At 71.0% G+C, this 20,365-nt stretch carries 18 protein-coding genes; 3 read left to right on the top strand and 15 right to left on the bottom strand.

Features of this window, described 5'->3' with window-relative positions; translation table 11 throughout:
• Positions 1 to 94: 94 nt before the first annotated feature.
• Positions 95 to 640: a GNAT family N-acetyltransferase gene (locus OG594_RS15570; RefSeq protein ID WP_266599230.1), complete on the top strand. Its 546-nt coding sequence runs from the start codon at positions 95 to 97 to the stop codon at positions 638 to 640.
• Here the strand turns inward: OG594_RS15570 and OG594_RS15565 are convergent.
• From OG594_RS15565 to OG594_RS15550, 4 genes are all read right to left on the bottom strand, one after another.
• Complete coding sequence (locus tag OG594_RS15565) at positions 637 to 1,623, bottom strand: LLM class flavin-dependent oxidoreductase (protein ID WP_266599228.1); 987 nt, start codon at positions 1,621 to 1,623, stop codon at positions 637 to 639. The two genes, OG594_RS15570 and OG594_RS15565, sit on opposite strands and share 4 nt — an antisense overlap.
• 13 nt (positions 1,624 to 1,636) lie before the next feature.
• A complete protein-coding gene (locus tag OG594_RS15560) occupies positions 1,637 to 2,158 on the bottom strand; it encodes a hypothetical protein (protein WP_266599226.1) in 522 nt (173 codons plus the stop codon).
• Position 2,159: 1 nt separating this feature from the next.
• Positions 2,160 to 3,041 carry an alpha/beta hydrolase fold domain-containing protein gene (locus OG594_RS15555; protein WP_266599223.1) on the bottom strand — a complete coding sequence of 294 codons (882 nt, stop codon included), beginning with the start codon at positions 3,039 to 3,041 and terminating at the stop codon, positions 2,160 to 2,162.
• A 112-nt stretch (positions 3,042 to 3,153) separates the two neighbouring features.
• Entirely contained in the window at positions 3,154 to 4,563 is a 1,410-nt protein-coding gene (locus OG594_RS15550) for an MFS transporter (RefSeq protein WP_266599221.1), read from the bottom strand.
• 168 nt (positions 4,564 to 4,731) lie between these two features.
• Here OG594_RS15550 and OG594_RS15545 point away from each other — a divergent pair, with 168 nt between their 5' ends.
• Positions 4,732 to 5,664, top strand: a complete 933-nt coding sequence (locus OG594_RS15545) for a helix-turn-helix domain-containing protein (protein WP_266599219.1) — start codon at positions 4,732 to 4,734, stop codon at positions 5,662 to 5,664.
• Positions 5,665 to 5,673: 9 nt separating this feature from the next.
• Here the strand turns inward: OG594_RS15545 and OG594_RS15540 are convergent, their stop codons facing one another.
• From OG594_RS15540 to OG594_RS15490, 11 genes are all read right to left on the bottom strand, one after another.
• The gene (locus OG594_RS15540) at positions 5,674 to 6,897 is read right to left on the bottom strand and encodes an acyltransferase (protein WP_266599217.1); all 1,224 of its coding nucleotides are present in this window, start codon (positions 6,895 to 6,897) and stop codon (positions 5,674 to 5,676) included.
• Positions 6,898 to 7,139: 242 nt separating this feature from the next.
• The gene (locus OG594_RS15535) at positions 7,140 to 8,393 is read right to left on the bottom strand and encodes a VCBS repeat-containing protein (RefSeq protein WP_266599215.1); all 1,254 of its coding nucleotides are present in this window, start codon (positions 8,391 to 8,393) and stop codon (positions 7,140 to 7,142) included.
• Positions 8,390 to 9,172, bottom strand: a complete 783-nt coding sequence (locus OG594_RS15530) for a hypothetical protein (protein ID WP_266599213.1) — start codon at positions 9,170 to 9,172, stop codon at positions 8,390 to 8,392. Before OG594_RS15530 ends, OG594_RS15535 begins: the two co-directional genes overlap by 4 nt.
• Before the next feature lie 21 nt (positions 9,173 to 9,193).
• Entirely contained in the window at positions 9,194 to 10,390 is a 1,197-nt protein-coding gene (gene wecB, locus OG594_RS15525; RefSeq protein WP_266599211.1) for a non-hydrolyzing UDP-N-acetylglucosamine 2-epimerase, read from the bottom strand.
• Positions 10,391 to 10,695: 305 nt separating this feature from the next.
• A complete protein-coding gene (locus OG594_RS15520) occupies positions 10,696 to 12,387 on the bottom strand; it encodes an FAD-dependent oxidoreductase (RefSeq protein ID WP_266599209.1) in 1,692 nt (563 codons plus the stop codon).
• Between the two features lie 6 nt (positions 12,388 to 12,393).
• Positions 12,394 to 13,671 carry an MFS transporter gene (locus OG594_RS15515; protein ID WP_266599207.1) on the bottom strand — a complete coding sequence of 426 codons (1,278 nt, stop codon included), beginning with the start codon at positions 13,669 to 13,671 and terminating at the stop codon, positions 12,394 to 12,396.
• Between the two features lie 8 nt (positions 13,672 to 13,679).
• Entirely contained in the window at positions 13,680 to 14,465 is a 786-nt protein-coding gene (locus OG594_RS15510) for an SDR family NAD(P)-dependent oxidoreductase (RefSeq protein ID WP_266599205.1), read from the bottom strand.
• Between the two features lie 134 nt (positions 14,466 to 14,599).
• The gene (locus OG594_RS15505; RefSeq protein WP_266599203.1) at positions 14,600 to 16,045 is read right to left on the bottom strand and encodes an MFS transporter; all 1,446 of its coding nucleotides are present in this window, start codon (positions 16,043 to 16,045) and stop codon (positions 14,600 to 14,602) included.
• Between the two features lie 70 nt (positions 16,046 to 16,115).
• Positions 16,116 to 17,087 (bottom strand): ParB N-terminal domain-containing protein, encoded by a 972-nt coding sequence (locus tag OG594_RS15500; RefSeq protein ID WP_266599201.1) that lies wholly within the window; start codon positions 17,085 to 17,087, stop codon positions 16,116 to 16,118.
• Positions 17,088 to 17,290: 203 nt separating this feature from the next.
• The gene (gene galU / locus OG594_RS15495; protein WP_266599199.1) at positions 17,291 to 18,196 is read right to left on the bottom strand and encodes a UTP--glucose-1-phosphate uridylyltransferase GalU; all 906 of its coding nucleotides are present in this window, start codon (positions 18,194 to 18,196) and stop codon (positions 17,291 to 17,293) included.
• Positions 18,197 to 18,253: 57 nt separating this feature from the next.
• Positions 18,254 to 18,811 (bottom strand): TetR/AcrR family transcriptional regulator, encoded by a 558-nt coding sequence (locus OG594_RS15490; RefSeq protein WP_266599197.1) that lies wholly within the window; start codon positions 18,809 to 18,811, stop codon positions 18,254 to 18,256.
• A 349-nt stretch (positions 18,812 to 19,160) separates the two neighbouring features.
• Between OG594_RS15490 and OG594_RS15485 the strand changes: the two genes are divergently transcribed.
• The gene (locus OG594_RS15485) at positions 19,161 to 20,354 is read left to right on the top strand and encodes a transposase (RefSeq protein ID WP_266599195.1); all 1,194 of its coding nucleotides are present in this window, start codon (positions 19,161 to 19,163) and stop codon (positions 20,352 to 20,354) included.
• Positions 20,355 to 20,365 lie beyond the last annotated feature (11 nt).

The following is a 20,365-nucleotide window of genomic DNA, read 5'->3' as shown; positions in this document are numbered from 1 at the left end:
GGCCGGGGCACGTTCGGGCTGATAACCCGGTGATCCGATGACCGGATACCGGATATCTTGGCTGGTCCCGCACCGGCCACGGAGGTCCTCCAGCATGAGCAGCACGACGCCGTCCTTTCCCGACCGCATGGAGCTGACGGGCGAGGGCCTGGTCCTGCGCGACTGGACGGCGGCGGACGTGGCGTCGATGCCCGAGCTCTTCGACCACCCGGACATCGCGTACTGGACGCCGATCGTCTCCCCCTTCGACGACGAGGCCGCCCGCAACCGTCTGACCCGGGCGCGGGAGCTGCGCACGCAGGGTACGGCCCTCCTGCTGGCCATCACCGTCGACGGCGGCGCCCCGCTCGGCGAGGTGATGCTCAAGCGCGCACCGGAGGGCACGGAGCTCGGATACGTGCTCGGTCCGGCGCACCGGGGCCAGGGGCTGGCCGCCCGAGCAGTGCGGGTGATGGCCGCGTACGCCTTCGAGCAGCTGGGGGTGGAGCGGGTGGTCCTGGAGCTGGAGGCCGAGAACGCCTCCAGCGTCGGCGTGGCCACCCGGGCCGGGTTCCGCCTCCTCGACGTGCCGTTGATCACGGGCGAGGAGAAGGGCCGGCCCTACGCGCTCCAGACCTGGGGCCTCGACCGCCCGGCTTAGGCCCGCAGAGCGAGGCCGGCGGCCCCCACCGGGGCCGCTTGCTGCGCATCGGGGGCCGGGAGGGCGAAGGCCTCGGACAGCAGCTCGTACGAACGCTGGCGGTCGGCCGGGTCGCACGTCAGCGTGTTGACGATCAGCTCGTCCACGCCGTGGCTCCCGGCGAGGGCCGTCAGTACCGCGGACACCTGCTCCGGCGCCCCGGAGACGAGGGCCGTGCGGTGCACCTTGGCCCGTTCCAGTTCCGCGCCCGTCCAGCGGTGGCGGCGCGTGGTCTCGTACGACGGCAGCGGGCCGTCCTCGCCGAGGTCCTTGCGGGCGCGCCACAGCAGCAGGCTCTGGGCCAGTTCCTCGGCGCGGCCGGCGCTGTCCGCCGTCACCACGCGTACCGCGAGCGCGCCGCCCGGCCGGTCGCCCGTGGAGGTGCGGAAGTGGGCGCGGTAGTCCTCGAAGGCTTCCTGGCCGCCCGCCGGGGAGAAGAAGTGGCCGAACGCGAACTCGGTGCCCAGCAGTCCGGCCAGCCGCGCCGACTCGCGTCCCGCGCCCAGGAGCCACATCTGCGGCGGTACCGGTGCGTGCGGGACGACTCCGCCCTCTCCCAGCAGGGCGCGCAGCCCGGCCAGCCGCTGCGGGAAGTCGCGGGCGGGGCCGCCGGCCCGGCCGATGCCGAGGTCGACCCGTCCCGGGTGGAGGGAGGCCAGTACGCCGAACACCTCGGCCACCTTCGCCGGGTCGTAGCGGGGCAGCAGCACTCCGCCGGTCCCGATCCGCATCCGCGAGGTGTGGGCGAGCAGGGTGCCCGCGAGGATTTCCGGCGCGCTGCTCGCGAAGCCGGGAGAGTCGTGGTGTTCGGCGACCCAGTAGCGGGTGTAGCCGAGGCCTTCGGCGGCGCGGGCGAGGTCCACGGAAGCGCGCAGCGCCTGGTCCGGGGTGTGGTCCTCGCCGACCGGGGTCTGGTCGAGTACGGACAGTCGCAGCTTCGTCATGACGGGCCGCCTTTCAGTGCTGGTGGGCGGGGAGACCGGTGGCGCCCGCCACGGTCGCGGGCACGATCCTGAAGTCCCGTTCGAAGACCAGGTTGTGGAGGTCCGCGGCGGCGATCGCGCGCAGGGTGGGCAGTTCGGCGGCGGCCTGTGCGTCGTCGAAGACGTTCAGCGGCCATTCGGAGACCGTCGCGCCGCGCAGGTGCGGGTGGTGGAAGGAGGCTCCGTAGTGCGCGTACAGCGTCACGGGCGGGATGTCGGCGGCCGACTGCTCGTCCCACCACAGGGTCCAGGCGTGGAAGAGGCTCCGGTCGTCGGCCCGTTGGACGCCACTGGCGTCGATCACGCCCTGTCCGAGGAGCAGTTCGTCGTTGAGCTCGCCGAGCGCCCGGCGTGCGTACGGGTCCAGCAGGCGGGCGGCGGTACGGAAGTGCTCCTCCTTGTCGGGGCGGGAGACGGAACCGCCGTGGATGCCGTCGCGCAGGTCGGCGAAGTGGCGCAGCAGGGCGTCGAGGTTGGGGACGTCGGTGGTGGTCATGTCAGCTCCATGGAGGGGAAGGGGGGAGGGTTTCGGCGTCGTGCGGTGAGGTGAGCCGGCGCAGGGCCAGTCCCAGCCAGCCGCGCATCGACGCCGTCGGGTGCCCGCCCGGGCCGCGGCCGGGCTGGAGGAACGCCCCGTGACCCGTCTGCCGGAACTCCCGTAGGGCGACCTCCACCCCGGCAGCCCGCAGCAGGCGCCCGTAATGGTGCACGTCGTCGCTGACGGGGTCGAGGTCACCGGTGGCCATCACGGCCGGTGCGAGTCCGCGCAGGTCGGCGGCTTCGAAGGGGGTGCTGTGGAGCCGTGTGCCGTCCGCGGCGACCGGCCGGCCCGGGTGCCGGTAGTCCTGCCAGGCGGCCATCAGGTAGGAGGCCGTGGGGAACATGTCCGGGAAGCGGTGGTACGAGGCCGCCGCGCAGCCGGGGTCCAGCGGCGGGTACGCCAGTACCTGTGCGGCCAGCGGCACCCCGCGGTCGCGGCAGACGAGGGCGGCCGAGGCGGCGAGGGTGCCGCCGGCGCTGTCCCCGCCGACGGCGAGGACGGGCGGGGCGGGCGGCACGGACGGGGCTCCGGCGGACCCGTCCGGCTGTTCCCCGGCCCAGGTCAGGGCGGACAGGATGTCCTCGACCATGGCCGGGTGGCGTACCTCGGGGGCCAGCCGGTAGTCCACGCTCACCACCCCGAAGCCGGAGTGGCGGGCGAGTTCGGCGGTGGCGCCGTGCCAGTCCTGGGCGGATCCGGCACGCCAACTGCCCCCGTGGGCCCACACCAGCCAACCCTGCGGTGAAGCGGTGCCGGGCCGGTACGCCCGGGCCGGAAGGGGCCCGGACGGGGTGGGCACGGACACCTGCTCCCAGCTGACGACGGTGGGTGTGGCCATCGGGGTTCCTTTCCATCGGTAGCCGGCGCTCGCGCCGGGCCCGGGGCCAACGTTCGCGGCCGGGGCAGGGCCGTCACAAGGCGGAGTTGCCTTAGTGGAGGCGCACACTTCGTCAGCTGGGCTGCTTGGTGCGGAGGAAGAGGACGGTGGTGAGGGTGCCGACCAGGACGATCGCGGTGTTCACGATGACCGCGGTCGTGATCCCGTCATGGATGTCGGTGTTGGCCGCGGCGATCGCCGACATGATCGGCGTACCCATCGTGATGCCGACCTGCTGCGTCATCGTCGCCAGACCCGTCGCCATACCCTGCTCGTGATCCGGCAGACCCGTCGTCGCCGTCACCATGAACCCGACGATCACCAGCATGTTGCCCACACCACCCGCGAACGTCGCGACCAGCAGCAGCCACATCGACGCCGACGTCTCGCCCAGCGCCACCAGACTCAACGTCGCCACCGCCTGCAGCACACCACCGATGATCAGCGTCGACCGCGTTCCCACTGCACCGATCACCCGCGGAGCGAACGAACCACCGATCACCGTGCCGATACCCAACACACCGAACGACAGACCCGCCGTCAGCGGGGAGAAGTCCAGGACCTCCTGCAGGTAGAGCGTCATCAGGAAGACCAGGCTGGTCTCGGTGAGGAACGCGATCAGACCCGCGATGTTGCCCCACGCCACCGTCTTCTTCTTCAACACCGAAACCGGCACCAGCGGGGCCGAGCTCTTCGACTCGATGGCGTAGAAGACGACCAGCAGCACCACACCCGCGGCCAGCCAGCCCAGCGCTGACGGCGCACCCCAACCGTGCTCACCCGCCTGCGTCAGCCCGTAGATCAACGCGAGCAGACCCAATGTGACCGCCGTAGCCCCCGGCAGGTCCAGCTTCGGACGCACCGACGGACGCGACTCCTTGATCACCGCCGGAGCAATGAACAACACCGCCAACGCCACCGGCACATTGATGAAGAACGCCCACCGCCACGACAGCAGATCCGTCAGAACACCGCCCAGGATCGCGCCCGTCGTGAACCCCGCCGACATCAACGCACCGTTCAGACCCAGCGCCTTCTGACGCAGCGGCCCCTCGGGGAACGACGTCGTCAGCAGCGAAAGCCCGGCCGGCGTCACCGCAGCCGTCGCCAAACCCTGGAACACGCGCGCCACCAGCAGCATCTCCGGACTGTTCGCCAAACCACCCGCCAGAGACGACAGGCCCAGCACCGCCAACCCGACGAGGAACAACCGACGACGCCCGAACAGGTCAGCCACCCTGCCGAACAACAGGGTGAAACCCGCAGCACACAACGCGAACGACGTCGCGATCCACTGCAGGTTCGACAACGAGAAACCCAGCCCGTCACCGATCACCGGCAACGCCACGTTCAAAATCGAGAAATCAACCGCCAGCATGAACTGCGCCACCAGCAGCACCACCAACACCAACTTCAGACGCCCGTCCAAACGAACGGGCCCCTCCGTTCCCGTATCGACCCGCGCACCCTCGACGACCGACATCGCCCCACACTTCCTCTCGATCACGCAACGAGCTGTTGCGTCATCGACTCTGGACCGGTCGGAGAGGGTTACCCAGCCCCCTGGTTGTGCTGGCGCCGGGCAAGCTAGCACTCCCAGGGCCACCTTCACGGGCCCCGTCCGGCGCCCTCCCCCGGCACACTGGAACGCATGGACACACCGACTGCCCTGGGCGAATTCCTCCGCACTCGTCGCGCCCAGCTCCAGCCCGAGGACGTCGGGCTCCCCTCCCACGGCACCCGCCGGCGGGTGCCCGGGCTGCGGCGCGAGGAGCTCGCCCTCCTGGCCGGCGTGAGCATCACCTACTACACCCACCTGGAGCAGGGGCAGAGCACGAACGCCTCGGACAGCGTCCTGGACGCCCTGGCCCGCGCCCTGCGGCTGACCCCGGACGAGCACGCGCACCTGCTGAACCTCGCCCGGCCGCCGCGCGCCAAGCGGGCCCAGTCGCCGCGCCCCGAGTACGCCCGTGACACCACGCGCCGGCTGATCGCCGCGATGCCGCAGGTCCCGGCGGTCGTCCTGGACGGCCGCAACAACGTGCTCACCTGGAACCCGCTCGGGCACGCCCTGCTCGCGGGGCACGTCGACATCGCGAGCCCCGACGACCCGTCCGTACGCCCGAACCTCACGCGGATGCTGTTCCTGGATCCGCACACCCGGGAGCTCTACACGGACTGGAAGAGCGAGGCCCGGGTCGCCCTGGCGGCCCTGCGCCTGGTCGCCGGGCGCAATCCGGAGGACCGCGCGCTCGCCGAGCTCATCGGGGCGCTCATGCTGCAGAGCCCCGACTTCGCCTCGCTGTGGTCGAAGCACCCCGTACGGGACTGCACGGTCGGTACCAAGACCCTGCACCACCCGGTCGTGGGCCCGCTGACCCTCGATTTCGAGAACCTGCACCTCACCGACGGCACCAACCACCGGATGCTGCTCTACAGCGCCCCCGAATCCTCCCCCTCCGACGCCGCCCTGCGCATGCTGTCGAGCCTGACCGCCGGTGCTGCGGCGGCGGGGAACGAAAACCCGAAGCCCGCGTCGGCGGATGCCGACGCGGGCGGGGAGCGGTGGAGCGGGGAGCGGTAGGGCGGCGGGTCAGTCCCGGGCGGCCGCGGTGACCGGGGTCCGGTCACCCGAAGGCTCGCGGGCCGGGGCGGGGACCGCAGTGGACGGCGTACGGGTCCTGGCGCGGCCGAAGCGGCGCATGGCGGGCATCTCCACGAAGCGGAAGAGGAGCCAGCCGCCCAGCAGCGAGGCGGCGAAGAAGCCGGCGATCACCAGCAGGGCTACGGGGACGCCGTAGGTGTGCTCGCCCAGCAGCGAGCGCAGGTAGAAGATCGTGACGCCCTGGACGAGGTAGAAGCCGAACGACACCTCGCCCAGCCACACCATGGGACGGCTGCGCAGGAAGGTGGCCCGGTCGTCCACGTCGGCCTGTGCGGTGGCTCCGATGAGCGCGGCGACCGGGATGATCGTCGCGACGACGAATCCGTACTGGAACGGGGCGACGAGCGCGGCGGCGTAGCCGAGGACCGTGAGCACGAGGGAGACGCCGAAGCCGACGCGGCGCGGCCACAGTCCCGAAAGGACGATCCGGGCGAGCAGGATGCCGAGGACGAACTCGAAGAGGCGGCCGGCCGGGAGCAGGTAGCCGAACCAGAACTGCATCCCGGAGATCGGCGTGATGGTGGACTTCGGGGTGTCGGGGACGAAGTAGGTGGCGATCAGCTGGAGGGCGACCATCCCGGCGACCATCGCGGCGCTCCAGCCCCACAGGGCGGTCCGGCCGCGGAGCCGCCGGATCGCAACGATGAGGGCCGGGAAGAGCATGTAGAAGAGCAGCTCGCTGCCGAGGGACCAACTGGGCGGGTTGACGCTGAGGTTGACGGTGGGCTGCGGCCACCAGGTGTGGATGAGGAAGAGGTTCGGGAGCCAGTCGGCGACGCCGGTGACGGCCGAGCCGGCGAAGAGGACCATCGCGGCGGCGAAGACGACGACGTGGTTGGGGAAGATCTTCAGCAGCCGGCGGCGGAGGAAGGCGGTGACGCGCTCGCCGGGCTTGGCGGCCCAGGCGAGGACGAAGCCCGAGAGGACGAAGAAGAAGGAGACCCCCAGGTAGCCGGCCTTGCCGAAGGCGGTGGAGAACCAGTCGGCGACGGTGGCGTCGGCGAAGGGGTTGATGGGCGCGTTCGGCGGGATCGGGGAGTCGGTCAGGGACGAGTGGAAGAAGAAGACGGAGAGCGCGGCGAAGAACCGCAGGCCGGTCAGTGAGGGCAGCTTCGCCCGCTTCGCGGCGTCGGGGGACGTCGTGGAGGCCACAGGGAATCGCTCTTTCGGAAGAGGTGCGGAAGAGGTTCGTGAAGGACGGCCGCCGGGGCCGTGGTCCGCCGTGCGGTGGGGGCACGGTCCCGGGCGGCGTGCTGGACGCCCGTGCGGGCGTCGCGAAGGGCGGTACTGACCGTCGGGTCTCGGGGCGCGGGGCGCGGGTCTCAGGGCGCGGGGGCGCGGGGCGCGGGGCCCGTGCGGGCCGGCGCGGGCGCCGGGCCCGGCGCGGACACCCGCTACTGGTCGATCTCGTTGCGGTAGACCATGAGCTTGGCGTCCTTGGCCACGTAGTAGTTCTGGACGGAGTACGCGATGGTCGCGAAGTCCAGGCGGCCGTCCCCGTTGAAGTCGGCCGTGGCGATGCGGGCGACGGACTCCTCGGAGACCCGCCACTTGGCCCAGACGCCGTTGGCCGCGTCGATCGCCTTGTAGTACATGACGCCCTGCCAGGGCCACGGTCCGCGCAGGGCCACGAGGAACTCCTCGTCGCCGTCGCCGTCGAAGTCGGCGCAGACGATCTGGTGGCCGGGGCCCTCGCCGTTCTCGTTGGGGTCGCCGTACACGTCGAGCAGGACGCGGTTCCAGCCCTCGCCGCCCTCGGCCTTGGTGTAGACGGCCACCGTGTTGCCGTGGAAGGGCTCGATGGCGGCGACGTACGCCATCGGGTCGTCGCCGAGCCGGCCCGCGTTGAGGTCGCCGCTGCCGCGGAAGCCGGTCTGCTCGAACTGGGTGAGCTCGCCCGTGCCGATCAGCTCGCGGACCCACTCCTGGCGGGCTTCGTCGAACCAGAGCCAGGTGACGCCCTCGTCGGAGGCCAGCAGCAGGGATTCGAGGTCGGAGCCGGGGACCAGGCCCTGCTTCTTCTCGGCGCCGTGGATCATCCGGAAGTGGCTGTCGTCGATGACGGTCATCGGCCACTCCTCGGCCGTGTGCACGTCGTCGGGCTGGGTGAACAGCACGACGGGCAGGACGGCGTGGACGTCCTCCTTGGCGACAATCGGCAGGCCGATGATCTGGAGCCGGTCGGTGCGGGTGAAGTGGCCGGCGCGCAGGCGGTGCATACCGGTGGCGCGGCCGACGTAGTGGCGCTTCCAGCGCGACTCATCCTTGTCGGGGGTGCCCGGGTTCTCCAGCCAGTCGATCTTGCCGCCTTCGGTGTTGGCGTCGTGGATCGTGCCGATCGGGCCGTAGAGGTCGTAGCAGACGATGACGTCGGGGTGGCCGTTGCCGCTGACGTCGGCGAAGTCGGCGCCGACGGGCATCTTGATGCGGTCGGCTATCAGCCGGCGGGTCCAGTCGCCGTCGTTGGCGTACCAGTAGATCTCGCCGAGCCGCAGCCCGTAGCCGAACAGGTCGGGCTTGCCGTCCCCGTTGATGTCGGGTGCCTCCAGCCAGTAGCCGTCGCGGAGCTGGTCGGCCACCACCTCGGCGGTGAACTTCGGGGCGCGCAGGACGGTCTCGGGGTTCTTGCCGGTGCCGGTGGTGGTCATGAGTGGTTCTCCAGGGAGGTGAGGACGGTCGCGGGGCGGAGGGTGCGCAGCGCGCGGGGTACGGGGTGGTACTCGATGGCGAGCCAGATGCAGTCGGTGTCGGCCCGGTACTGGTGCCAGGGGTAGTGGTAGGTGCACTGGGGACCGGTGGCGCAGAACGGGTCCGGGGTGGTGTAGCCGGGGCTCATCAGGACGTCCTGGTAGAGCGAGGCGTGGTCGCGGTCCCGGAAGCGCTGCATCCGGCCCAGGCCGTGGACCTGGGTGTGGACCTCGATGAAGTCGTGGCTGTTGTGGACGGCGCAGTCGGTTCCGGCGGGCGAGAACCACAGGTTGGCGCGGACGTTGAACTCGCGCAGGTCCATGGCGCTCGCGCGCTCGCCGAGTACGTGGGCCGGGTCGAACAGGACGGTGTTGATGTCGTCCTGGGGGCTGCGGTACAGGGCGGTCTCGCGGGGGAATTCGCCGGGGCCGAGGAGGTCGGCGAGGTGGGACCAGCCGGGTTCCGCGGTGATGCCGGTGATGTCGGTGCCGTCGGGGGCGGTGCGCAGGAGGAGGAGCGCGTCGGCCTTCTCGATGCGGGTGTCGGCGAGGACGGTCGAGGAGAGCGGGGGGATGGTCTTGCGCGGCTCCTCCGCGATGGTCACGGGCGTCACGCCGGGGTTGACGACGATGGTGCGGCCTTCGACGGTGTAGTCCACGGCGTCGCGGACGAGCGCGGCCCTCAGGTACGGGGTGCTGAAGTTCAGCGGGCGTTCGACGGCGGACGGGGTGGCGCTCATGCGGCGGTTCCTCTCCGGGGTTCAGGTGCGGGCGAAGTCGGCCGTGCGGGCGAGCTCGACGCTGAGCTCGTCGACGGCGCTGTCGGGGACGAAGGGCTCGGGCGCGGGGCCCAGGCCGAAGAAGTGGGCGAGCGCGGCGACCGTGCGGTCGGTGGCCCGTCCGTCGCCGTACGGGTTGGCGGCGGTGGCCATCCGGTCGTACTCGGCGCGGTCGCGCAGCAGGGCCAGGGTGCGGGTGACGATGCCCTCGGTGGCCGTTCCGACGAGGCAGGCGGTGCCGGCGACGATGGCCTCGGACCGCTCGGTGACGTCGCCGAGGACGAGCGTGGGCTTGCCGAGCGCGGGCCCTTCCTCCTGGCTGCCGCTGCTGTCCGAGACGATGACGTCGGCACGGCCCATGAGCTTGCAGAAGCTGAGGTAGGGCAGCGGGTCGACGACGGTGATGCTCGGGTGGCTGCCGATGTGCGGGAGGAGCGCCTCGCGGACGACGGGGTTGCGGTGCAGCGGGACGACGACGCGCACACCGGGCTCGTCGGCGATGCGGGCCAGGGCCCGGCCGATCTGCGGGAGGTGCGGCCAGGCCTCGCGGCGGTGCGCGGAGGCCAGGACGATCCGGCGCGGGTCGCGGTCGAGGTCGGCCAGGGCCGGGTCGCCGTAGCTCTCGGCGCGGCCGCTGGCCCAGCGCAGGGCGTCGATGACGGTGTTGCCGGTGACGGTGATCGTGTCGGCGGCGATGCCCTCGCGCAGCAGGTTCGCCAGGTTGCCGGGGGTGGGGGCCAGGTGGAGGGCGGCGACCTGCGCGACGAGCCGTCTGTTGCCCTCTTCGGGGAAGGGCGAGCCGAGCCGGCCGCTGCGCAGTCCGGCCTCGACGTGGACGACGGGGATCCGCTGGTGGAATCCGGCCAGGGCTCCGGTGAGGGTGGTGGCGGTGTCACCGTGGACCAGGACGGCGTCGGCGGGTGCGGTGGCGAAGTAGTCCTCCAGGCCGCGCAGCGAGCGGTAGGTGACCTGGGAGAGGGTCTGCTTGGGGGCCATCACTTTCAGGTCGACGTCGGCGGTGAGGCCGAAGGCGTCGAGGGTCTCGTCCAGCATCTGGCGGTGCTGCCCGGTGGAGATCACGACGGGCTCGAAGCGCGGGTCGTCCTGGAGGGCGCGGATGACGGGCGCGAACTTGATGGCCTCCGGCCGGGTGCCGAGGACTACGGCGACGGAACGCATGGCTTCCTCTACTTTCTGACGCGTGCTTTCTGACGCGTGGGGAATCGAGCCGTGGCGGGGCGTGCGAGGGCGCGGCACGGCGATGTGCCGCGGGCCTGTCGGGAGGTGGCGGCCAGGGGATCGGATCTCACTGCGAGGGGCTTTTCAGCTGCCCTCTTCCGGCCAAGACACAGCTTTCCCGGAGCCGGCCGGGGAGTCAACGAACACCCGGGGCCACTCGAACGGTTGGACGGGAACGACAGAAGCCCCGCACTCCGGAGACCGGAGTACGGGGCTTGTGACCAGGGGTTACGGGTGGGGAGGGGTCAGCCTCGGGCAGGCTTGATCGACATCGAGTGGCGGAAGAAGTCGGACGGGTCGTACGTCCTCTTCGCCTGCTGTAGGCGCGGGTAGTTGTCCTTGTAGTAGAGCGTCTGCCACGGCACACCGGACCTGTTGCGACGGGGGTCGGTGATGTCACGGTCGGGGTAGTTGATGTAGCAGCCGTCGGTGCTGTCGTCGATCAGCGGTACGCCGCCGGTCGCCGAGAAGAAGTCCTCGTACAGGTCGCGCAGCCAGCCCAGGTAGAACGCGTCCTCGGACTCCTCCTGCCAGAAGGTCTGGAAGCACATCTTGAAGATGGAGGAGCGCTGCGCGTTGGCCGTCGCGTCGGGTGCCATGGCGTTGACCTGGCCGCCGAAGGAGAAGAGCACCAGCATGGTGTCGGGGTTCTTGAAGTCCGGCCGGCTCATGTACCGATAGAGCGCGGAGATCTGATGGTCGGTGAAGTTCTTGCGCATGTACGCGGACTTGTGCGCGCCGCGTGAGGTGGGGTTGGTGATGACCGGGTTGTTGGTGCCGACCAGTCTGGTCGCCTGGAGCCAGGGCAGGGTCCTCGGCTCCGCGAACTGCGGCATGGCGGGCAGCTCACCCGTGGGGCGGGTGAGCGCCTTCGGGGTGACTCCCGTGCCGGCCGTGATCGCCGCCAGGTAGTCGTCGAGCAGTTTTCTCGCGTTCGGCACCGTCGCGTCGACCTGGGTGAACATGCCCAGGCTGCCGTGCGCCTTGGAGCTGACGTTGAACAGGCTCGAGAGGTTGCGGTACGGGGAGTCGGGCGCGCTGTTGGCGGCGTGCCACGCGCCGAAGTTCTTCAGCAGCCGGGTGAACTTGGCCTCCGTCAGTTGCTCCCAGGGGAAGTCGACGGCGCTCACCAGGACCTTCGACGGCGGAGATATCAGCTGTTCGGAGGGGTCGGAGCCCTTCGCGCCCGGGGAGCGGAACCAGTAGCGGGTCACCAGGCCGAAGTTGCCGCCGCCCCCGCCGGTGTGTGCCCACCACAGTTCCCGGTTCGGGTCGTTCTTCTCGCGGGTGGCCACGACGGTGCGTACGCCGCCCTTCCCGTCGGTCACCACGACCTCCACGGCGTAGAGGTGGTCGACGACCAGGCCGTGGGCCCGGGAGAGCAGTCCGTAGCCACCGCCGGCTATGTGTCCGCCGGCTCCGACGCCGTAGCAGATGCCGCCGGGGATGGTGACGCCCCAGCCCTTGTAGAGGGCCTCGTACACGTTGATCAGGCGGGCGCCCGCCTCGACGACGAACGCGCGGAACTTCGGGTCGTAGCCGACGTGCGTCATCTCCGAGAAGTCGATGATGACCTGGGTGCCGGAGTGGGCGGCAAGGTCGGCGAAGCAGTGGCCGCCGCTGCGCACCGAGACCCGCTTGCCCGCCCGGACGGCGTCTCTCAGCGCGCGTTCGGCGTCCGCGGTCGAGCGGACCATCTTGATGTAGTCCGGGCGTGCCACGAAGCGCTGGTTGTTGCCCGTGGTGAGCATTTCGTAGCGCGGATCCCCCGGCCTGACGACGGATCCGGTCCCGGCGGCCGCGGCGCGCGCCGCGTCGCCGGAGGCGTTCGGGGCGGCTGCCGCCGCCACGGGGCCGGACAGGGCGCCGGCCACCGCTGCGCCTCCGACGACGGCCGCGCTGCGGGTGAGCATGGTCCGGCGATCTACACCGTTCATGTGCGTCTACCTCGACTTCTGTTCGACGATGGAGTGCGTGCCGTGTCCGGCACCTGGTGCGTGCGTGAGTGGTGCGGTGGGGAGCTCTGCGCCGGGCTGCGGGTGCGGTCCGCCGTTCCCTCGGCTGCCGTGGCGGCCTTGGCTGCGCCGGTCGAGCCGGCCGGAGAGCGCCGCAGTGCCCAGACCGGCCGCGGCCAGTCCGGCACCGATCCAGGTCGGTGAGGTCCACCCGAGGCCGTGGGCGACGGCGAGGCCGCCGAGCCAGGCCCCGAGGGCGTTACCGAGGTTGAAGGCCGCGATGTTCGCCGCGGAGGCGAGGGCCGGGGCCCCGGCGGCCTGCTGCATCACACGTGCCTGCAGCGGTGGCACCGTCGCGAATCCGATCGCCCCGAAGGCGGCCAGGGTGATCGCGGCTGGTACGGCGGCGCGCGAGGTGAAGGTGAAGACCACCAGTACCAGGCAGAGGCCGCCGAGGATGAGGTACAAGCTGGGCATCAGGGCCCGGTCGGCGGCCCGACCGCCGAGTACGTTGCCCACGCACAACCCGACCCCGAAGAGGACGAGGAGCCAGGCGACCGCGCCGTCGGAGAAGCCGGCCAGCTCCGTCATCATCGGCGCGAGGTAGGTGAAGGAGGCGAAGACCCCGCCGAAACCGAGGACCGTGGTCGTCAGCGCCAACCACACCTGGGGCTTCCGGAAGACGGCGAGTTCGCCGCGCAGCGCTCCGCGTTCCGGCGCGGGCTGGGCCGGAACCAGGGCGATCAGACCGACCAGTCCGACGATCCCGATGCCGGTGACCGCCCAGAAGGTCGAGCGCCAGCCGAACTCCTGGCCCAGGAAGGTGCCCAGCGGTACGCCGAGCACATTGGCCAGGGTGAGGCCGGTGAACATCAGGGCGATGGCGCTGGCCCGCCGGTCGGGTGCCACCAGGTCGGCGGCCACGACGGAGCCGATCCCGAAGAACGCGCCGTGCGTGAGGGCGGCGATCAACCGCCCGCCCATGAGGGCGGTGTAGTCGCCGGCCAGGGCGCAGAGCAGGTTGCCGGCGATGAAGATGGCCATCAGGACGACGAGCATGGTCTTGCGCGGCAGCCGGGCACCGGCGGCGGTCATCAGCGGTGCGCCGACGACCACGCCGAGGGCGTAGCCCGTGACCAGCATGCCGGCGGAGGGGATGGAGACGGACAGGTCGTCGGCGACTTCCGGGAGCAGACCGACGATGACGAACTCGGTCGTCCCGATGCCGAAGGCACCTATGGCGAGGGCGAGGAGGGAGGCGCGCATCGGCCCGGTCAGACCTGTCGCAGGGCGCCGCCGTCGACGCTCCACTCGGCGCCGGTGACCTGCCCCGCGAGGGGCGAGAGCAGGTAGGCGATGACGCCGGCGACGTCGTCGGGGCTGCCGATGCGGCCGCTGGGGAGTCGGCGTACCTCGCGGATGAAGTGGTCGACGGCCTCGTCGGCCGGGAGGCCGAACCGTTCGCCGAGCTGCTCGGCGAAGCCGCCGGGAGCGTCGAAGAGCGCGGTCCGGGTGGGCCCGGGCGAGACCACGTTGGAGCGCACGCCGCGTGCGCCGAACTCCGCGGCGAGGGACTTGGAGAGGGAGAGCAGCGCCGTCTTGGTGGCGGCGTAGTCGACGATGCCCGGGTCGGGGAAGCGGGCGGCCTCGCTCGCGATGTGTACGACGGCGCCCGCTCCGGTGTACAGGAGCGCGGGGAGGGCCGCGCGGGTCATGCGGACCGCGGAGTGGAAGTTGACCTCGAAGGTGCTCTTCCACTGCTCGTCGGTCACGTCGAGGAAGCCGGTACGGGACTCCAGCGCGCCGACGTTGTTGACGAGGCCGTCGAGCCGGCCGTGGCGTTCGATGACCGTGTCGGCCACATGGCGGGCGGCGCCTGGGTCGGTGAGGTCCGCGGCGACGGTGCTGACCCGGTCGCCGAGGGCTTCGGTGCTCCAGGGCTTGCGGGCGACGCCGACGACGGTGGCGCCTTCGGCGGCCAGGAGGCGGACGGTTGCCTCGCCGATTCCGGACGACGCGCCGGTGACGAGGTACACGCGGTCTTCGATACGGAGGTCCATCACATTCCTTGAGAAGAGGAGACCTTGGGGAGGGAGACCTTGGGGAGGGGCCTTGGGGAGGGGGCGCCCCGGCACGGTCGGGGGAAGAGGACCGTGCCGGGGCGCCTCTGGGGGGGGAGGGCCGGTCAGGGGGCTCAGCCGGCGGCGGCGAGGTCCTTCGCGGCCTTGTTCCGGAGGAAGAGGACGGTGGTGAGGGTGCCGACCAGGACGATCGCGGTGTTCACGATGACCGCGGTCGTGATCCCGTCATGGATGTCGGTGTTGGCCGCGGCGATCGCCGACATGATCGGCGTACCCATCGTGATGCCGACCTGCTGCGTCATCGTCGCCAGACCCGTCGCCATACCCTGCTCGTGATCCGGCAGACCCGTCGTCGCCGTCACCATGAACCCGACGATCACCAGCATGTTGCCCACACCACCCGCGAACGTCGCGACCAGCAGCAGCCACATCGACGCCGACGTCTCGCCCAGCGCCACCAGACTCAGCGTCGCCACCGCCTGCAACACACCACCGATGATCAGCGTCGACCGCGTTCCCACTGCACCGATCACCCGCGGAGCGAACGAACCACCGATCACCGTGCCGATACCCAACACACCGAACGACAGACCCGCCGTCAGCGGGGAGAAGTCCAGGACCTCCTGCAGGTAGAGCGTCATCAGGAAGACCAGGCTGGTCTCGGTGAGGAACGCGATCAGACCCGCGATGTTGCCCCACGCGACCGTCTTCTTCTTCAACACCGAAACCGGCACCAGCGGGGCCGAGCTCTTCGACTCGATGGCGTAGAAGACGACCAGCAGCACCACACCCGCGGCCAGCCAGCCCAGCGCTGACGGCGCACCCCAACCGTGCTCACCCGCCTGCGTCAGCCCGTAGATCAGCGCCAGCAGACCCAGTGTCACGGCCGTAGCACCCGGCAGGTCCAGCTTCGGACGCACCGACGGACGAGACTCCTTGATCACCGTCGGAGCGATGAACAGCACCGCCAGGGCGACTGGGACGTTGATGAAGAACGCCCACCGCCACGACAGCAGGTCCGTCAGGACACCGCCCAGGATCGCGCCCGTCGTGAACCCCGCCGACATCAGAGCACCGTTCAGGCCGAGGGCCTTCTCACGGAGCGGACCCTCGGGGAACGAGGTGGTGAGTAGGGACAGACCGGCCGGCGTCACCGCGGCGGTCGCCAGCCCCTGGAACACACGCGCCACCAGCAGCATCTCCGGCGACGTCGCCAGGCCGCCCACGAGCGAGGACAAGCCCAGCACCGCCAGACCCACCAAGAACAACCGCCGCCGCCCGAACAGGTCCGCGACCCGCCCGAACAACAGCGTGAAGCCCGCAGCGCACAACGCGAACGACGTCGCGATCCACTGCAGATTCGACAACGAGAAACCCAGCCCGTCACCGATCACCGGCAACGCCACGTTCAAAATCGAGAAATCAACCGCCAGCATGAACTGCGCCACCAGCAGCACCACCAACACCAACTTCAGACGCCCGTCCAAACGAACGGGCCCCTCGGCTCCTCCCCCCTCCCCTGAACCCGCGTCAACACGCGCTCCCTCGACAACCGACATCGCCATACGTCCTTTCGATCACAACGGGGGCCTTCCGACTCGAAGGCCGGTACTCGCCGGGGAAGCCGGCTCAGGCAGGGGTGTGCGCCGAGGCACGGCGCCGGAGTTCTTCGGACAGTTCCTGCCAGTCCCGTGCGCACTGGGCGGCCGCGTCGGCCGCCGTCTCCACGCGGTACGGGGGTATTGCGGCGACGATCCGCTCCCACTGGCGCAGGCCGCTCACCTGGAGGTCGAGCATGCGGAGCAGGAGCCTGCCCGCATCGCTCAGCCTGAGCAGGGGGTCCTTGCACAGGCTGCTGACCAGTGCGGGCAGTGGCTGCCCCCGGACCCGGGCGGGGACCGGAGGCGGTGCGGGGGCCGGGGTGGTGCCGGAGCGCCGCTGGGCCGCCGGTACGGGGTCCGCGCCCGCACCGATCCGACGCCGTACGTCCCGCACGGTCGAGGGCGCGATGCCCGCCTCCCGCGCGATCTGCCGCAGCGACGCGGTGGGACGGCCGGCCAGCAGCCTGGCCGCGGCCTCCCGGCCGCGGACCGGGTCGGCCGGCCGGACGCGGCCGTCCTGGCCGACGCGGACCGGCGGGGCGGGCCCCGGAACCTCACGGCGTCGTAGTGCCCCGACGGTCTTGCCCGCCAGCCCGGTCCGCCGCGCGATGCCGCGGTCGGACCAGTCGGGGTGGGACCGCAGGATCCGTAGCGCCGCAGCGGTCCGTTCCGCGTGGGTCAGCGGGAGCCCGTGACTGATGTTGGCCTCGACCGAGAGCACGAAAGCGTCCTCGGCGCTGCCGTCGAAGTACGTCACCGGCACCGTGTCCTGCCCGCGCAGTACGGCGGCTCGCAACCGGTGCGTGCCGTCGATGATCCGCATGGTGGGGCGGTGCACGAGCAGCGGCGGCAGCGTCCGGCCGGAGTGCGCGAGGGCCTGTGCATGGCTCTCGTCCACCCGGACGGCACGGGGGGAATCCGCGGCGAGCAGTGCGCCGACCGGCACCTCGGCCGCGACGTCGGGGGGCTGCGTCGCGTGCCGCGGGTTCGGCTCGTCCATGAAGTTCACCTCCTTGTGTGCACTCGGTGCTTCGGTCGCCGCTCCGTCCGGCGGGGCGGCGACCCCGGGGAAGAAATTACGTAATTACCGTTCGGTAACCAATTGGGAAGCCGAACCGCGTGGAGATCTGGGCAAGTTGACGCGGGAGTGCCTGGTGGGGTGGGCGACCGCGGAAGTTCCCCGGTCGCCCACCGGGCGGCCGTTCAGACCCCCACGAGCTCTTCGGAGCGCACGAACTCCCTTAGCCAGGACAGAAATTCGGGTCCCAGGTCCGCGCGCTCGCAAGCGAGCCTGACCGTCGCGCGCAGGTACTCCGCGCGGTCTCCGGTGTCGTAGCGCCGGCCGGAGAAGACCACGCCGTGCACGGGGCGTCCGGCCTGGACCAGCGTGCGCAGCGCGTCCGTGAGCTGGATCTCGCCGCCGCGTCCCGGGGCGGTGTTCCGCAGGACCTCGAAGATCTCGGGGTCGAGGAGGTAGCGGCCGATGACGGCCAGGTTGCTGGGCGCGGTACCGGGCTCCGGCTTCTCCACCAGCTCGGTGATGCGCACGCCGTCACCGCCGGCCGACCGGTCCACCGCGGCACATCCGTACAGGTGGATCGCCTGCGGATCCACTTCCATGAGGGCCACGACACTGCCGCCGAGCCGCTCCCGCACCTCGGTCATGCGGGCCAGCAGGGGGTCGCGGGGGTCGATCAGGTCGTCGGCCAGGAGGACGGCGAAGGGCTCCCGGCCGACGTGGGGTGCGGCGCACAGGACGGCGTGCCCGAGACCCTTGGGGTCCCGCTGGCGCACGTAGTGGATGTCGGCGAGTTCAGTGGAGGCGCAGACGCTCCTGAGTTTGTCCTGATCACCCCGCCGCTGGAGGGCCTCCTCCAGCTCGTAGTTGCGGTCGAAGTGGTCTTCCAGCGGCCGCTTGTTGCGGCCGGTGACCATGAGGATGTCGGACATCCCCGCCGCGACGGCCTCTTCCACCACGTACTGGATGGCCGGCTTGTCGACCACCGGAAGCATTTCCTTCGGGGTGGCCTTGGTCAGCGGGAGGAATCGCGTGCCGAGTCCCGCGGCGGGGATCACCGCTTTGGTTATCCGGTGAGGTGTGGAATTCATGCCACCGACGCTAGGGCGCACCGCACTCCGCCGGTTTGAATTACCTCGCTTTTCTTCCTACTTGGGCATTTCCGGGCCCGTCTGGGCCGCGATGCCCCGGCGGATGAGCCGCCACAGTTCCTTGAGCTCGCCGGTCACGGCGCCGGGGCGCTCGCTCCGGCCCCGGCGCACCCGGGCGACGACACCGCCCACCAGGTGCGCCGTGAGCAGGGTGACCGGGCACGGGTCGACCTCAGGGTCCAGCTGGCCCTGCTCGGCGGCCTGTTCGAGCAGCTCCTTGACGTCAGGGAGCCAGCAGCCGCACCAGTCGGGTCCGGCGCCCACCCGCTCCTGGGTCAGCCGCGCCGCGGCCCGCACGGCCGCGTCCGTCTCGATCAGCCGGCCGAGGGCGAGGACGAGCGCGGAAACGGTGTCCAGCGCCGGGCCGCCACGGGCCGTCACCCCCTCGACCACCCTGCGGGTGGCCGCGCGCCCCGAATCCTCTACGGCGGAAGCCAACTCCCCCTTCGCCGCGAAGTGAAAGGTGAGCGCTCCGATCGAAATTCCGGCGGAGCGGCTCAGCCGGGAAAGGGAGGTCCCGTCGTACCCATTGCGGTCGAATTCAACGGCAGCCACCGAAATCAAATGATTACGGGTGCGTACGCCGCGCTCTTGCTTCACCACTGCACTATCACTGCCATCCAGGTCGTTCCTCACTCGCCATCGCGCCCCGCACGGAGATGGCGACCTCCAGCGTCGCCCCGGCGCCGACCGCCGACAACGCCGACTTGACGAAGAAGCGCCCATGCCCGGCCTCCCGGGGGACGGCCCGGCACGGCTGCGGCACGGGCGCCGCAGGTCTCCGGATCCAACGTGCCGAAGTCGTGGGCGGGGCGCCATAGGTTCGCTAGAAAAAAAACGAACGTTCTGTATTCTATGAGTACTAGACGGCGCACGCCGACGTCCGCAGTGGAGGGGGAGACAGATGACGACACGGACAAGGACCAGAGCCCTGGCTGCCGGTGACACCGCCCTGGCCGACTTCGCGGAACGCCTCTTCGGTCACTTACCGAGGGCCGACCAGCGGCGATGGGCCCGGGTCTACCTACAGGGACTGCTCACCACCCCGGGGAAGAAGTCCGTACGCAGGCTCGCGGCGTCCGTCACCGAGTCGCCCACCGCCTCCCAGTCCCTCCAGCAATTCATCAACGCGAGCCCCTGGGACTGGAATCCGGCCCGCACCGAACTGCTCCGCTGGGTGGAGGAACGGCATCCCGTGCGGGCCTGGGCAATCGGGCAGGTCTGCTTCCCCAAACGCGGTGAGCACTCGGTCGGCGTGCACCGCCGCTTCGATCCCGCCGCCGGACGCATCGTCAACTGCCAGTTGGGCTTCTGCCTCTTCCTCTCCCTGGACGGCATGAACGTGCCCGTCGACTGGCGGCTGGCCCTCCCCGAGGCCTGGGTGGCGGATCCCGTCCTGCGCCGCCGGGCGCGCATCTCCCCCGAAGTCGTCCACCAGGCTCCGGAGGCCCTCGTACTGGAGCTCGTCGACTCGATCGCTGCCCGCACCTCGTCGGTGCATCCCCCCGTGGTCGCCGACCTGAGCCGCCTCGGCGGCGCTGCCGCGCTGATCGGCGTGCTCAGTCGCCGCGGGTACGACTTCCTGGTGTCCGTACCGCCCGCCCTCGCGGTCCGCGCCGCCGCCCTGGCACACGGCGGCGAACGCGCGCGCACGCCCGGGCGCGACGGGACCACCGCGGGCGACTTCGCCCGGCTGGGCAACACCAGTCACCCGTACAGCACGCCGCTCGCCGGCCCCGACGCGCGTCCGCAGCGCCAGCGCATCCACTCGGCGCTGGTCCGGTTGCCGGAGGGAGAAGCGGCGGGGCGCGGGGCGCAGCAGATCTACCGGCTGTTCGGCGAACGGCGGCCGGACCGGCGGGGCGGTGGGCCCGTCTGGCTCACCAACATGAACCGCCACCGGATGGACGACCTGCTGCACTTGGTGCGGCGGTCGGCCCGGACGAGCGCGGTGCTCGGCTCGCTGGCCGACGAGTTCGGGCTCCTCGACTTCGAGGGGCGGTCCTTCCCGGGCTGGCACCATCACATGACGCTGATGTCAGCGGCGTACGCGTACGCGGTGCGGTGTCGTGAGGCGGGGGTCGGGCGGTCCGCCTGAGCGGCGCTGGT

It is taken from the genome of Streptomyces sp. NBC_01214 (assembly GCF_026340975.1).
GTDB lineage: Bacteria > Actinomycetota > Actinomycetes > Streptomycetales > Streptomycetaceae > Streptomyces.
Note: the sequence above shows the minus strand (reverse complement) of the source record. Positions and strands in the feature narration are given on the sequence as shown.

Bases quoted from the DNA above. Each gene is read 5' to 3' on its own strand.
- OG594_RS15570 (WP_266599230.1), top strand. From the start codon at position 95: ATGAGCAGCACGACGCCGTCCTTTCCCGACCGCATGGAGCTGACGGGC.
- OG594_RS15565 (WP_266599228.1), bottom strand. From the start codon at position 1,623: ATGACGAAGCTGCGACTGTCCGTACTCGACCAGACCCCGGTCGGCGAG.
- OG594_RS15560 (WP_266599226.1), bottom strand. From the start codon at position 2,158: ATGACCACCACCGACGTCCCCAACCTCGACGCCCTGCTGCGCCACTTC.
- OG594_RS15555 (WP_266599223.1), bottom strand. From the start codon at position 3,041: ATGGCCACACCCACCGTCGTCAGCTGGGAGCAGGTGTCCGTGCCCACC.
- OG594_RS15550 (WP_266599221.1), bottom strand. From the start codon at position 4,563: ATGTCGGTCGTCGAGGGTGCGCGGGTCGATACGGGAACGGAGGGGCCC.
- OG594_RS15545 (WP_266599219.1), top strand. From the start codon at position 4,732: ATGGACACACCGACTGCCCTGGGCGAATTCCTCCGCACTCGTCGCGCC.
- OG594_RS15535 (WP_266599215.1), bottom strand. From the start codon at position 8,393: ATGACCACCACCGGCACCGGCAAGAACCCCGAGACCGTCCTGCGCGCC.
- OG594_RS15530 (WP_266599213.1), bottom strand. From the start codon at position 9,172: ATGAGCGCCACCCCGTCCGCCGTCGAACGCCCGCTGAACTTCAGCACC.
- wecB (WP_266599211.1), bottom strand. From the start codon at position 10,390: ATGCGTTCCGTCGCCGTAGTCCTCGGCACCCGGCCGGAGGCCATCAAG.
- OG594_RS15520 (WP_266599209.1), bottom strand. From the start codon at position 12,387: ATGAACGGTGTAGATCGCCGGACCATGCTCACCCGCAGCGCGGCCGTC.
- OG594_RS15515 (WP_266599207.1), bottom strand. From the start codon at position 13,671: ATGCGCGCCTCCCTCCTCGCCCTCGCCATAGGTGCCTTCGGCATCGGG.
- OG594_RS15510 (WP_266599205.1), bottom strand. From the start codon at position 14,465: ATGGACCTCCGTATCGAAGACCGCGTGTACCTCGTCACCGGCGCGTCG.
- OG594_RS15505 (WP_266599203.1), bottom strand. From the start codon at position 16,045: ATGTCGGTTGTCGAGGGAGCGCGTGTTGACGCGGGTTCAGGGGAGGGG.
- OG594_RS15500 (WP_266599201.1), bottom strand. From the start codon at position 17,087: ATGGACGAGCCGAACCCGCGGCACGCGACGCAGCCCCCCGACGTCGCG.
- galU (WP_266599199.1), bottom strand. From the start codon at position 18,196: ATGAATTCCACACCTCACCGGATAACCAAAGCGGTGATCCCCGCCGCG.
- OG594_RS15485 (WP_266599195.1), top strand. From the start codon at position 19,161: ATGACGACACGGACAAGGACCAGAGCCCTGGCTGCCGGTGACACCGCC.